Origin of the sequence: Bradyrhizobium sp. HKCCYLR20261 (assembly GCF_051168435.1) — a bacterium.
Lineage (GTDB): Bacteria > Pseudomonadota > Alphaproteobacteria > Rhizobiales > Xanthobacteraceae > Bradyrhizobium.
This window is the reverse complement of sequence record NZ_JBNPUZ010000003.1, coordinates 357,721-371,127: the sequence shown is the minus strand read 5'-3', so window position 1 is coordinate 371,127 and position 13,407 is coordinate 357,721. Positions and strand designations below refer to the sequence as shown.

Here is a 13,407-nt window from a genome sequence, read left to right as displayed (position 1 = left end):
GGCGCGAGGGAAGCGGCCGGACCGCAGTGCTACGCGGTCTGCAGCATCTGCAGGATCAAGCGCGCGTGCTTCGGGGATGATCCCGAGCCACTCGCCAGGCGGAGAGCAAGCCGATGAGCAACGAGCCCATCTCTGACGAGTGGTTGAAGTCCGTCGGATTCAGATGGCACCAATTTGATCGGCAGCCGGACAAGCATTGGCTGCTGTGGCTTGGCGGCGGGCTGCGGCAGCGCCCGTCGCTGACGGACTTCGAAGATCTCGGCATCGAGGTCGCGCCTGGCCGCGATGGCAGTTGGTTCTGCTGGCTGCGCAGCGATATGTCCGGGCGCTACCACCGCTTCATCCACCTGCGCCATATCGAAACGCAGGCTGATGTGATCCAGCTCGTCGAGGCAATCTCTGGGCGGCCATGGACGCCCGAGAACCATCTCTATGGTCACCTCTATTCGCCAGATGGCGCAGCGCGCGTCCGCAAGGATCTGGAACGGCTTGACCGAAGACTGATGCTCCAGGGGCACAAATGGTCTGATGAGGAAGAGGACGACAGCCGGGGACGTGCGCTTCCCGAGCATATGACGGAAGCCGTCGCTACAGGACGCGCAAAGTGACCGATCCCGCACGCCAGATCTCCGAAGCTGAGTGGGCGCAGATCCGCCGCGAAGGCCTGTCGGCCGGCACGGTGCTCGCGACCGGCGCCGGCGGCATCGCTGGCGTGCTGCTCGGCTATCAGCGGCGCCTGCTGGCGTCGACGGCGATCCACTCGGTCGTCATCTGCGAGAAGTCGCGCCGTATCGGCGCGACCTGGGGTATCGGCTCCGACGCCGTGCTGACGTCGGCGGCGGTGCGCGCCGCCGGCGGCATGGACACGTTCTACATCGGCTACAATCTCGACATGGCGCGCGAGTTCATCGACGTATGCGCGATGTGGGCGCGCGCCTTCGGCGAGGCAGCTGGCGAGGTGCAGGAATTCGTTTTCGACGACGGCGATGCTGAGGCAGGAATCCAGGCGTTCCGGATCCGCTTCGCATCCGGCTATGAGATCGTCGCGCTGCCGTCGCGCCCGCGCTCGCTGCGCGGCCGGCAGGGCTACGTCATCATCGACGAAGCCGCGTTCCACGACGATCTCGACGCCATGATCAAATCGGCGCTTGCTCTGCTGATGTGGGGCGGCAAGGTGCTGATCATCTCGACGCATCTCGGCGTCGCCAATGCCTTCAACCGGCTGATCGAGGACACGCGCGCGGGCCGCAAGCCCTATCACGTCGAGCGCTATACCTTCGACGACGCGCTGCAGGACGGCCTCTATCAGCGCATCTGCCTGGTCACCGGCAAGACCTGGTCGCCGGAGGCCGAGGCGCAGTGGCGCACTTCGATCATCGCGTTCTATGGCGACGATGCTGACGAAGAGCTGTTCTGCGTTCCAAGCCAGGGCGGTGGCGTCTATCTGCCGCGCGCGCTGATCGAAGCGCGCATGATCGTCGACGGTCCGGTGCTGCGCCTGTCGCGGCCGCCGGAGTTCACCTTTCAGCCGAAGGACTATCGCGAGGCCGATATCCTGGCGTGGTGCAACGAGCAGCTTGAACCGCTGTTGAAGCAGCTCGACGCGAGCCGCCAACACGGCTTCGGCCAGGACTTTGCGCGCGTCGGCGATCTCTCGGTGCTAATTCCGATCGAGATCGGCAAAACCTTGAAGCGTACGGTGCCGTTCTGGATCGAAATGTCCGGCATCCCGTTCGAGCAGCAGCGCCAGGTGCTGTTCTATATGGGCGACCGGCTGCCGCGCCTGATCGGCGGAAAGATGGACTCGACGGGCAACGGCGCTTATCTCGCCGAGGTCGCAGCTCAGCGTTATGGCCAGTTGCGCGTCGAGCAGGTGAAGATGAGCGCCGAGTGGTACCTCGAAAACTTCCCGCCGCTGAAGGCAGCGTTCGAGGACGGCACCATCCTGCTGCCGAAGGACGCCGACGGCGCCGACGACCTGGCACTGGTCCAGACCATCAAGGGCATCCCGCGCGTACCCGAGCTGCGCACCAAGGGCGCCGACGGCAAGAAGCGCCACGGCGACGTCGCGGTCGCGCTCGTGCTGGCCTATGCGCAGACGCGCGCGCAGCTCGTCGAGTTCGGCTACCGCTCGCCGAATACGGTGCAGGCCAGCGAACCGCGCGGCCCAAGGTCGGATGATGACGACGATCGCGATCAGGGCAGATGGTGGCGCGGGCCGCTCGGCGCGCGCATTCGTGGAGGACTTTGATGGCGACCGCCGTTTCAACGATCGTGGACCAGTACGGCCGGCCGATCCGCCGCGAGCTGCTGACCCAGGAGGTGGCCGGGCCGCGCTTCGGCGGCGTGCGCTCGCCGATCGCTGGCTATCCAGCCGACGGTCTCGATCCGATTCGTCTTGCCAACATCCTGCGCGCAGCCGATGCCGGCGATCCCCTGCGCTTTTTCGAACTGGCCGAGCTGATCGAAGAGCGGGACCTGCACTATGCAGGCGTGCTCGGCACACGCAAGCGATCGGTCGCGCAGCTCGACATCCAGGTCGAGGCCGCAGACGACTCGTCCGAGGCCAAGGCTCACGCCGACTGGGTGGAGGCCGGCTTGAAGCGCGATACGCTGCAGGAAGAGCTATTCGACATGCTCGACGCGATCGGCAAGGGCATCAGCTTCGCCGAGATCGTCTGGGACTCGTCCGAGGGCGACTGGAACCTCAAGGGATTGCACTGGCGCGATCCCCGGTGGTTCCGGCCGGACCGTACCGATGGCACAACCCCGCTGCTCATCGGAGGCTACGATGCCGACGGTGTCGGAACGATCAACTATCAGTCGACGCCGGCCGGCGAGTCGCCGCTGGCGCCGTTCAAGTTCGTCGTGACCGCCATCAAGGCGAAGTCCGGACTGCCGGTTCGCGCCGGTGTAGCGCGGTTGGTCGCCTGGGCATGGATGTTCAAGGCGTTCACCCAGCGCGACTGGGCGATCTTCTCCCAGACGTTCGGCCAGCCGGTTCGCGTCGGCAAGTACCCGGCCGGCGCGACTGAGAGCGACAAGGACACGCTGTTCAACGCCGTGGCAAACATCGCCGGCGACTGCGCAGCCATCATTCCCGAGTCGATGCTGATCGAGTTCATCGAATCGAAGAACGTCGGCCAGGGCGCGGACCTCTATGAGAAGCGGTGCGACTGGCTCGATCGACAGATCTCGAAGGCGGTGCTCGGCCAGACGGCCACGACTGACGCCATCGCCGGCGGACACGCCGTCGGCCAGGAGCACCGCCAGGTGCAGGAGGACATCGAGCGCTCCGACGCAAAGGCGATGTCGGCCGTGCTCAACCGCGACCTCGTGCGTCCCTGGATCGACCTGCAGTTCGGCAAGCAAAAGCTCTATCCGCGCCTGCGCATCGGCCGGCCCGAGGACAAGGACGTCAAGCTCACGGTCGAGAGCGCCGTGAAGCTCATTCCAATGGGCCTGCAGGTCGAGGGTAGCTACTTCAACGACCTGCTCGGCATTCCCGTGCCGGCGGCAGGCGCGGTGGTGCTGAAGGCGCCCGCGGGCCCGGCTCCTGTCGGCTCATTCGGAGATCAGCCGGCGGATCTGCCGTCGCTCAACGCCGCCCAGCGCATGCGTGAGGTCGCAGATCCAATCGCGGAGCTCGCCGACCAGGCCGAGCAGCTCTGTGGTCCCGGCACCGACAAGCTGATCGACGAAGTCCGCGCCGTCGTCGAGCATGCGACGTCGTTGCAGCAGGTACGCGATGAGCTGTTGAAGCTGAAGCCCGGAATTGCCGAGCGCAATCTCGCCGGCCTGATGCGGATGGCGCGCGTGATGGCCAATCTTACCGGACGGGCGAACATTCCCGATGCTTAAATCGCATGGCACGCCGGCTTTTCGAGGCTGCGGCTGCATCGGTGTGGCGCCGCAGGCCGAGATCCTGCCGTTTTCGGTCGCGCCGATCGAGGCGATCAACTTTCTGAAGAAGAAGACGAACGTTCCGACCGAAACCTGGACCGATCTCTGGCAGCAGGAGCATTCGCGCAGCTTCACCGTCGCCGGCGCGATGACGGATGACCTGGTCGCCGACTTCCACGACGCGGTGGTGAAGGCGATCGAGCAGGGAGAGACGCTGGAGACGTTCCGGAAGGACTTCGACCGCATCGTCGACGCTCATGGATGGAGCTACAACGGTTCGCGCGGCTGGCGCAGCCGCGTCATCTTCGACACCAACATGAGCACGGCCTACGCGGCCGGCCGCTGGGACCAGATCCAGCGCGTGAAGAAGACGCGGCCGTATCTGATGTACCGCCACCTCGAAAGCCAGCGCTTTCCGCGCCCGATTCATCAGTCGTGGGACGGCACGATCCTGCCGGTCGAGCATCCGTGGTGGCAGACGCATTACCCGCCGAACGGCTGGGGCTGTCACTGCTGGGTCGAGAGTCTCTCCGACGACGATCTCGGGCGTTACGGCTATCGCGTGTCGAAGCAGGCGCCGGCGTCGCCGCTGATCGAGCGCACGATTGAGCTGTCGGACGGCTCGCTAAAGACGATCGAGGTCCCTGAAGGGATCGACCCAGGCTTCGCCTATCGGCCTGGCGAGATGCCGGCGTCGATCGATGAGGCGTTGGAGGAATGAAAGCTTGCCTCCGCCGCGGTAGTGGCGGGGGCCGCAGCGCGCGAACGCTGCAACCGCGGGCCTATCCTGGCAGACTGACCCGCACGACGAGTGAGCTCGACCCGCCGACCCGCCGCTGCTGCGCAGCGCGGCGACCTTAGGCGGGCGAGGAGTGTTTGAGGAGATGAGTTCGAAGGTTGTCTACAGGCAGGTCAAACCGGTCTCACCGGCGGCAGGATACATCGGCGGCAAGAAGCTGCTCGCGAGCACCATCATTGCGAGCATCGAGCGGATTCCGCACGAGACGTATGCAGAGGCGTTCGTCGGCATGGGCGGCGTTTTCCTGCGGCGGCGGCGCGCGCCCAAGGGCGAGATCATCAACGACCGCTCCGGCGACGTGGCGACGTTCTTCCGCATCCTGCAACGGCATTACGTGCCCTTCATGGACATGCTGAAATGGCAGATCACCGGACGTCAGGAGTTCGAACGGCTCAAGGCATCGCATCCGTCGACGCTGACCGACCTGGAGCGCGCTGCGCGATTCCTCTACCTGCAGCGGACCGCGTTCGGCGGCAAGGTTGCGGGCCGGACGTTCGGCGTCGATCCAATGGGCGCTCGATTCAACGTCGCCAAGCTGGCGCCGGCGCTGGACGAACTGCACGAGCGGCTGGCTGGCGTCACGATCGAGTGTCTCCCGTGGGCCGAGTTCATTGCCCGCTACGATCGGCCGGGCACGCTGTTCTATCTCGACCCGCCGTACTTCGGCAGCGAGACCGACTACGGCGCAGAGCTGTTTTCGCGCGCCGAATACGCTCAGATGGCCGACGTTCTCGGCCGTTTGAAAGGACGGTTCATCCTGTCTTTAAACGACGTTCCGGAGGTGCGCCGGATCTTCGGCGCCTTCGCCGCCAGGCCGGTCCGGCTCAGCTATTCGGTGGCGCGGAAGGCGTCCGCGCAGAAGGCGCGCGAGCTGATCATCTCCGGCCCGGGAAAGCGCCGTTGAAGAGTCCGAGTTCCGAGTCCGAGTTCGCCCAGATCGGTCCGGCTCAAATCAGGGCAAAGTGTTGGAGCGTCAACAGCTTCGGGCCGAAATGCCGAACTCGGACTCGCCGGTCGCAACCACCCCGAAACGAGTCCGAGTTCGGAGGCGAGCCCCTTGTTTTCCGCTGTATCCGCGCGCCCGCCGAGCCATGGGTGACATCTGAACTTGCGCGCCGCAGCCGATCGCCAATCCCGGCAGCCTGCCGGCAAACCCATGGAATTCAACGACTTCCCGCCGTTTCCCGGATAATCCCGGCTGATCCCGGGGAGTGCCATATGAAGCTGCGCGTCACACGTCGGGAGGTCAGGACCACACGACTTCACCGTCCCATCGACATCGTCCGTCCGCACGCGAAATGCGCGCTGCAACGCCGACGGGCCATCGCATCCCGCACTCCACGTTCGTGACGATCGCGAAGCGCCCCTTCATGACGAGCACGGGACGGGCGAGAGGATGGAGGTGATTTGCCCGACGACACAAGGGCCTTTGCTGCAAAGGCAGGTGTTTTGGCTGCGACAATCCACCCCGACGGGCAGATGCCGTGTGGCTGGATCGCGCGCCCGTTGAAGTTGATCATTTGATCGATGCCCGCTTTGGTCTAGGATGGCGGATGACGTCCGGGACGTGTTGTGGGGAGAAGCAGCATGCCGTTCAAGCTGATCAAAGGCAGCTTTCGTGTGGTCGGCCTGTCGCCGGACGGCGACTCGATCAGGTTTTTCCCAGACCAGCCCGATGTGATGAACGGCCTGCCCGGCGGACCGGACAATCAGCCCCAGCGTCCGTTCGCGCAATTGCGACTCGAAGCGATCGATGCGCTGGAGACGCATTATGCTGGCCGCCATCAGCCGATCCGTTGGGCGAGAGCCGCGCGCGACCGGTTGCTGGACTTCGTCGGCGTAACCGGCGTGCAATGGGATGCAACGGGCTCGACCATCGTGGCGGCCTCGGATGGCACGACGCGCGGATCGATCCTGAGCCGGGCCAAGGACAAATACGGCCGCCCCATCGCCTTCGTCTTCGCCGATGAGCTGGAGGGTGAGGACGGCTCCGACGTCCGCCTGGACGTCGCCCAGTTGCGCGACAGCTACAATCATCTGGCCTTGCGGGAAGGGCTCGCTTATCCGACCTATTACGAAGGCCTGTTTCCGGATCTGCGCAACGAACTCACCGCCGTCACGCAACAGGCGCGCGCCGACGGTCTCGGACTCTGGCCGGAGGACCGGACCACTTCAGGCGTCGACGCCACCCGCCTGTCGGTGATCATGGATGACGCGCCGATCCTCCCCAAGCTGTTCCGTCGCTTGAGCGACTACATGGCCGCCAAGGGCACGGCTGTCGGCTTTCGTGATGCGCTGGCGGCGGGACGCGACGCGGTGCTGGACTTGCAGACGATGGGCTTCACCCATCTCGATACGTTCGTCGAGCAGGCCGCGGGCTCCAGTTTCGTTCGCCTGACGCGCAATCCGGAGGAGCTCGTCTTCGACCCGATGCCGCAGCGCGCGGGCAACTTCTTCGCGGCCATGGTCGGCGCTCCGATCAGTGGCGATGCCGAAGCGACCGCCTGAGCGGCCGGCTCACGACGAATACCGCCGCCGATGATCGCCGTCGGCACCGTCGGCACGCGACGGGCGGGGCCGATCGGCGGGATCGAAGCGGAGGGCGGTTGAACGTTGCGGCCGGTTTCTCGACCAATTCGGACGAATGTCGGAATGGGGTGTCGTATGAAGCTGGTGCTCGGTCTGCTGCTGATGATGCTCGCGCTGCCCGGTGCGGCGCAGGCCCAATCGGGCGGGCGGCAGGCCTGCAATATCGAGGTCGACGTGACCGATCGCGATCCCAACGGTGCCAATGTCCGTGCGTCGCCCGGCGGCGCCGTCGTTGCGTCGTTGAAGAACCCGACCAGCGACGGCTGGATCGTCGTGCATCTCGCCGCACAGCAGAGTGACTGGTTCGAGGTCGACCGGGCCACCCTGATCGATGTCGACCAGGGCACGGAGAAGGTGATGTTCCAGGGGCGAGGCTTCGTGCATCGAAGCGTGCTCGGCGTCTCCGGTCTGCAGAACGGGGCGGTGATCTATCGCGAGCCTGTCGCGACCAGCGCCAAGCTGGAGCCGCATGCGAGCGGCGACCAGACGGTCGACCTGCTGGGATGCGCCGGAGACTTCGCCAAGGTCCGGATCGAGAAGGGCATCGGCTGGACGCGGCAACTCTGCACCAACATGGTCACGACCTGCCCATGACGTCTGCTGCGGCCGCGCTCAGGCTGCGCGCCGCTGCTGCGACAGCCGCGCGGCTTCGCGCCGGCATTCGGCCGCGAAGTGTCGCAGCCGCTCGATCGTCAGCGCGTCCGTGATGCTCCGCTCGAGCCGTTCGGCTCGCTCAATCTGGTCTTCGAGATCCTGCAGCCTGGTCATGTCCCGTCTCCCTCACTCGGACAAGTTGATGCAAATTGCATCGTTCCCGCCGCGGAGCGATCGTGGTGAATGCCGGGTTAACTTGCGTGATCTGGCGCACGTCGAGCGCGCGGCGCGCCGAGGTCACTCCGCAGCCGACGAGGCAACGGAGGCTGCGGCGGCAAGCGGCGCGGCGGGGCGGGCTTTCGGGAAGACCATGACCGCGTCGGGGGAAGAGCTGCTGGGCGGCGTCGCGCAGGATGTCATCAAGGCCGCGATGGATCCGGGGGTGCAGGTGGGGTGGGCCGGCTGAACTGTCAGCGTCCAGCGGATCAGCAGGACGGCACCGAGACCGAGCACACAGGGCACGGCTAGCTTCCAGCGACGCAGAACAGGCATGGTACTCCTCGCATGACGCCGGCGCCAAACGAGGTTCGTGAGCCGCCCGCAACCGCTCTCAAAAACAGGAAGAGTGGGGCGGCGGCGCAGCCGATATGTTTCCGGATGTCGGGTGTTGCGAAGCTTGATGAAGCGCTGGAGGGCCTCGGCTGAGGCGACGCGCTGCCGACGCATCAGGTGCCAGGGAAGGCGACCGGCCATCGCAGCTCGGGGCGGACCGGCCACGCCGTCAAACCATGTTGGAAATCCGTCATCCAGCGGCTTGCCAAAGCCTGAGACATGCGGGTAGAAGGACGCGTCGTCGCCGCCGCGATTTGCGCGGCGCTTCGCCAGACGGTGCCAGACGGTTCGGCAATGCCTTGAAACTGCTCTGCATTCCGTTGGGGAATGGTGTAACGGTAGCACAACAGACTCTGACTCTGTTTGTCTTGGTTCGAATCCAGGTTCCCCAGCCAAAGCCGACCTTCAGCCCTGATTGACTTGGACATCGCGAGCAGCCGCGATGCGGATCTCGTCGGCCGATCATGATCGGCCGGTTTGACTGTTGCTGATCGCAGATCTGCTGGGACTTGGGCGGTTGCGTGCTGTCAGATCAGACGCGGGGAATGCCGTCGCGCCACCACCCGGGCGGGCGTGGCCGAGAGCGGCGGATTACTCCGCCGCTTCCTTGACCGGGCCCGCCGCCGCCGTCTCGGTCTCGTGGTCGATGTGGGTGCGGCCCCAGCGCGCGAAGGCGTTGTTGACCTTGTCGAGGTAGAGATAGATCACGGGCGTGGTGAACAGGGTCAGCATCTGGCTGACGATCAGGCCGCCGACCATGGAATAGCCGAGCGGCTGGCGGATTTCCGAGCCGGTGCCGTTGCCGAGCATCAAGGGCACGCCGCCGAGCAGCGCCGCCATCGTCGTCATCATGATCGGGCGGAAACGCAGCAGGGCGGCCTGGCGGATCGACTGCTCCGGCGGCAGATGCTGGTCGCGCTCGGCGGCAATGGCGAAGTCGACCATCATGATGCCGTTCTTCTTCACGATGCCGATCAGCAGGATCACGCCGATGAGGGCGATGAGGCTGAAATCGTAGCCGAACGCCATCAGGATCGCGAGCGCGCCGACGCCGGCCGAAGGCAGGGTTGAGAGAATCGTGATCGGATGGATGTAGCTCTCGTAGAGAATGCCGAGGATCAGATAGACCACGACCAGCGCGGCGAGGATCAGGAGCGGCACGGTCGACAGCGACTGCTGGAACGCCTGCGCGGTGCCCTGGAAGCTCGAATTCAACGTCGCCGGCGCGCCCATCTCGACCATCGCGCGCTGGACCGCGTCGGTGGCCTGGCCGAGGGCCGTGCCCTGGGCGAGGTTGAAGCTGATCGTGATCGACGGGAACTGGCCCTGGTGACTGATCGACAGCGGCTTGACCGGCGCGGTGGTCCAGTTGGCGAAGGTCGACAGCGGCACCTGGTCGCCGGTGGTCGGCGACTTCACGTAGAGCTTGTTCAGCGTATCGAGATTGCCCTGCAGCTCGGGCAGGATCTCCAGGATGACGCGGTAGGAGTTGAGCTGGGTGAAGTACTGGGCGACCTGGCGCTGGCCGAAGGCGTCGTACAGCGTGTCGTCGATCAGTTGCGGCGAGATGCCGTAGCGCGAGGCGGTGTCGCGGTTGATCGTGAGCTGCACCGTGGTGCCGTCGGCCTGCTGGTCGGTGGCGACGTCGCGCAGCTCGGGCAGCGAGCGCATCTTCTCCAGGATCTTCGGCGCCCATTCGTTGAGCTCCGCGAGATTCGGGTCCTGCAAGGTGAACTCGAACTGGGTGCGCGAGGGCCGGCCGCCGAGCCGGATGTCTTGCGCCGCCTGCATGTAGAGCCGGGCGCCCTCGACCTTTTCGAGCTGCGGCCGGAGGCGGGCGATGATCTGCTGCGCGGTCGCGTCGCGCTCCTCGCGCGGCTTCAGCGTGATGAACATGTTGCCGTTGTTGCCGGCGCGGCCGGAGCCGCCGATGTTCATCGCGACGCTGGCGACGTCATGATCGGCGAGCACGATCTTGGCCAGCGCTTCCTGGCGCGACTGCATCGCCTTGAACGAGATGTCCTGCGAGGCTTCCGAGGTCGCCGTGATCAGGCCGACGTCCTGCTGCGGAAAGAAGCCCTTGGGGATCAGGATGAAGAGATAGACCGACAGGCCGAGCGTGGCGAAGAACACCATCAGGGTGGCGAAGCGCCAGCGCAGCGCGAGGTCGAGGCCCTTTTCATAGGCGCGCAGCATCGCGTCGAAGGCGGCCTCGCTCCACTGGTAGAACTTGCCGTGCTGGGCGGCGTGCTCGTTGCGCAGGAAGCGCGAGGCCATCATCGGCGTCAGGGTCAGCGACACGAACATCGACACGAAGATGGTCATCGCCAGCACGACCGCGAATTCGCGGAACAGGCGGCCGATGATGCCGCCCATCAGCAAGAGCGGGATCAGCACCGCGACCAGCGAGATCGAGATCGAGACGATGGTGAAGCCGATCTCCTTGGCGCCCTTGTAGGCGGCCGCCATCGGCGTCTCGCCTTCCTCGACATAGCGCGAGATGTTCTCGAGCATGACGATGGCGTCGTCGACCACGAAACCGACGGCGATGGTCAGCGCCATCAGCGACAGATTGTCGAGCGTGTAGCCGACGCCCCACATCATGGCGCAGGCCCCGAGCAGCGCCAGCGGCACCGTGATGGTCGGAATCACCGTGGCCCAGAAGCTGCGCAGGAAGATGAAGATCACCATCACGACCAGGAAGATCGTGAGGATCAGCGTGAACTGCACGTCCTCGACGGCGGCGCGGATGGTGGTGGTGCGGTCGGAGATGACGTCGATCTTGATCGCCGGCGGGATCGCCGCGACGAGCCGCGGCAGCAGCCCCTTGATGCGGTCGACGGTCTCGATGACGTTGGCGCCCGGCTGCTTGAAGATCACAAGGAATACGCCGCGCTGGCCATTGGCCCAGGCCGCCTGCTTGGCGTCCTCGGCCGCCGACACCGCCCGCCCGATGTCGCGGATCCGCAGCGGCCCGCCATTGCGGTAGGCGATGATGACGTCGTTCCAGTCCTTGGAATCGGTCAGCTGGTCGTTGGCGTAGATGGTGTAGGCGCGGCGCTCGCCGTCGATGTTGCCCTTGGGGGCGTCGACGGTGGTGATGGCGATCTGGCTGCGCACGTCCTCCATCGACAGGCCCTTGGCGACGAGCTTGGCCGGATCGATCTGGATGCGGATGGAGGGCTTCTGCTGGCCGCCGATGATGACCTGGGCCACGCCGGAGATCTGGCTGATCTGCTGGGCGAGGCCGGCGTCAACGGCGTCGCTGACGGTGGTCAGCGGCAAGGTCTCGGAGGTGGCCGACAGCAGCAGGATCGGGGAATCCGCCGGGTTGACCTTGCGGTAGGTCGGCGGCGACGGCAGGTTCTTCGGCAATTGGCCGGAGGCGGCGTTGATCGCGCCCTGGACGTCGTTGGCGGCGCCGTCGATGTTGCGGTTGAGATCGAACTGGATGGTGATCGCCGCGGTGCCCAGGTAGCTGGTCGAGGTCATCTGGGCGATGCCGGGGATCTGGGCGAATTGCCGCTCCAGCGGCTGGGCGACCGAGGTCGCCATCGTCTCAGGACTGCCGCCGGGCAGGTTGGCCGTCACCTGGATGGTCGGGAAGTCGACCTGCGGCAGCGGCGCCACCGGCAGCAGCGGATACGCCACCAGACCGATGAAGAGGATGCCCGCCATCAGCAGCGAGGTGCCGATGGGGTATTTGATGAAGGGTGCCGAGATGCCGCCGCCGTTCATTCCTGCCGGACCTTCGCTGGCGCCGGCTCCGAACTGGCCACCGCGGTGGTCACGACCGAGCCTGGCTGTACCTTGAACTGACCGCCCGTGATCACCTGCTGCCCGGGGGTCAGACCTTCCTCGATGACCGTGCGGCCATCAATCGAGGCGCCGACCTTCACCTTGCGCAGCTCGGCCTTGTTGTCGGGGCTCACCGTGTACGCATAGAGCCCGCTGGTGGAGTGCTGGACGGCATCGTCGGGAACCACCGTGGCGTCCTTCAGGGTCCGGACGAGGAGTCGTGTCGAGACGGACTGTCCCGGCCACAGCGCGTGCTCCTTGTTGTCGAACACCGCCTTCAGCCGGATTGTTCCGCTTGTCGTGTCGACCTGGTTGTTCACCACCGTCAGCTTGCCCTCGGCGAGCTGCTTCTTGCCGTCGGTCGTGAACGCGATCACCTTCAGCGCGGCCGTCTTCTGCGCCTCGTTGATGTAGGGCAGCTGCTCCTCCGGCGCGGTGAAGATCACCGCGATCGGCTCGATCTGCGCGATCGAGACGATGCCGGTCTGGCTCGAGGCGTTGACGATGTTGCCGACGTCGACCTGGCGGAGTCCGGCGACCCCCGAGATCGGGGCCTTGACCTGGGTGTAGCTGAGCTGGGTCTGCGCGTTGGCGATCGCGGCGTCGTCGGCGGCGATCTGCGCGGTCAGTTGCGCGACGGTGGAGCGCTGGGTGTCCTGCTGCTGCCGCGTCGCAAAGTCGCCGAGCTTGGTGGTGCGCTGCAGATCGAGATTGGCGTTGTTGAGATTGGCCTCGTCCTGCGCCCGCTTGGCCTTGGCCTGGTCGAGCGCGGCCTGGAACGGCCGCGGATCGATCTCCACCAGGAGATCGCCTTCCTTCACGAGCTGGCCTTCGGTGAACGCGATCTTGTCGATCTGGCCATCGACGCGGGTGCGGACCTGGACGGTATTGAAGCCTTGCACGGTACCGAGACCGGTCAGAAACACCGGGAAATCCGCTTTCTCAACCGACACGGCCGAGACCCGAACAGCGGGCGGGCGGGCCGATTTCTGCGCAGCGGTCTTCTTCGCGGCATCAGCATCCTGATAACGCTGCCAGCCGTAATAGCCGGCGCCGCCGAGAGCCGCGACCAGCAAGATCCAAGTGATGGTTCGTGATGTCTTCATGCTGGC

11 protein-coding genes and 1 tRNA gene are annotated in these 13,407 nt (G+C 65.6%); 9 read left to right on the top strand and 3 right to left on the bottom strand.

What is annotated here, in order from left to right:
- The first annotated feature begins 113 nt into the window (after positions 1-113).
- The 7 genes from ACQR1L_RS08780 to ACQR1L_RS08750 all read left to right on the top strand — a co-directional run bounded on the left by ACQR1L_RS08780 (position 114) and on the right by ACQR1L_RS08750 (position 7,885).
- Positions 114-608: a hypothetical protein gene (locus tag ACQR1L_RS08780; RefSeq protein WP_434857553.1), complete on the top strand. Its 495-nt coding sequence runs from the start codon at positions 114-116 to the stop codon at positions 606-608.
- Complete coding sequence (locus ACQR1L_RS08775) at positions 605-2,251, top strand: hypothetical protein (RefSeq protein WP_434857552.1); 1,647 nt, start codon at positions 605-607, stop codon at positions 2,249-2,251. Before ACQR1L_RS08780 ends, ACQR1L_RS08775 begins: the two co-directional genes overlap by 4 nt.
- A complete protein-coding gene (locus tag ACQR1L_RS08770; protein ID WP_434857551.1) occupies positions 2,251-3,861 on the top strand; it encodes a DUF935 domain-containing protein in 1,611 nt (536 codons plus the stop codon). The genes ACQR1L_RS08775 and ACQR1L_RS08770 overlap by 1 nt, the downstream gene beginning before the upstream one ends.
- Positions 3,854-4,624: a phage head morphogenesis protein gene (locus ACQR1L_RS08765; RefSeq protein WP_434857550.1), complete on the top strand. Its 771-nt coding sequence runs from the start codon at positions 3,854-3,856 to the stop codon at positions 4,622-4,624. The genes ACQR1L_RS08770 and ACQR1L_RS08765 overlap by 8 nt, the downstream gene beginning before the upstream one ends.
- A 163-nt stretch (positions 4,625-4,787) precedes the next feature.
- The gene (locus tag ACQR1L_RS08760; RefSeq protein WP_434857549.1) at positions 4,788-5,606 is read left to right on the top strand and encodes a DNA adenine methylase; all 819 of its coding nucleotides are present in this window, start codon (positions 4,788-4,790) and stop codon (positions 5,604-5,606) included.
- Between the two features lie 683 nt (positions 5,607-6,289).
- On the top strand, positions 6,290-7,210 hold the full coding sequence (locus ACQR1L_RS08755; RefSeq protein ID WP_434857548.1) for a thermonuclease family protein: 921 nt from the start codon (positions 6,290-6,292) through the stop codon (positions 7,208-7,210).
- Between the two features lie 156 nt (positions 7,211-7,366).
- The gene (locus ACQR1L_RS08750) at positions 7,367-7,885 is read left to right on the top strand and encodes a hypothetical protein (protein WP_434857547.1); all 519 of its coding nucleotides are present in this window, start codon (positions 7,367-7,369) and stop codon (positions 7,883-7,885) included.
- A gap of 18 nt (positions 7,886-7,903) precedes the next feature.
- Here the strand turns inward: ACQR1L_RS08750 and ACQR1L_RS08745 are convergent, their stop codons facing one another.
- Positions 7,904-8,059, bottom strand: a complete 156-nt coding sequence (locus tag ACQR1L_RS08745; protein ID WP_434857546.1) for a hypothetical protein — start codon at positions 8,057-8,059, stop codon at positions 7,904-7,906.
- A gap of 28 nt (positions 8,060-8,087) precedes the next feature.
- Here ACQR1L_RS08745 and ACQR1L_RS08740 point away from each other — a divergent pair, with 28 nt between their 5' ends.
- Positions 8,088-8,351, top strand: a complete 264-nt coding sequence (locus ACQR1L_RS08740; RefSeq protein ID WP_434857545.1) for a hypothetical protein — start codon at positions 8,088-8,090, stop codon at positions 8,349-8,351.
- Between the two features lie 467 nt (positions 8,352-8,818).
- A tRNA-Gln gene (locus tag ACQR1L_RS08735) sits at positions 8,819-8,892 on the top strand.
- 196 nt (positions 8,893-9,088) lie between these two features.
- Here the strand turns inward: ACQR1L_RS08735 and ACQR1L_RS08730 are convergent.
- Positions 9,089-12,235 carry an efflux RND transporter permease subunit gene (locus ACQR1L_RS08730; protein ID WP_434857544.1) on the bottom strand — a complete coding sequence of 1,049 codons (3,147 nt, stop codon included), beginning with the start codon at positions 12,233-12,235 and terminating at the stop codon, positions 9,089-9,091.
- Positions 12,232-13,401, bottom strand: coding sequence for an efflux RND transporter periplasmic adaptor subunit (locus ACQR1L_RS08725; protein ID WP_434857543.1), 1,170 nt, complete (start codon positions 13,399-13,401; stop codon positions 12,232-12,234). Before ACQR1L_RS08725 ends, ACQR1L_RS08730 begins: the two co-directional genes overlap by 4 nt.
- Between the last annotated feature and the right edge of the window lie 6 nt (positions 13,402-13,407).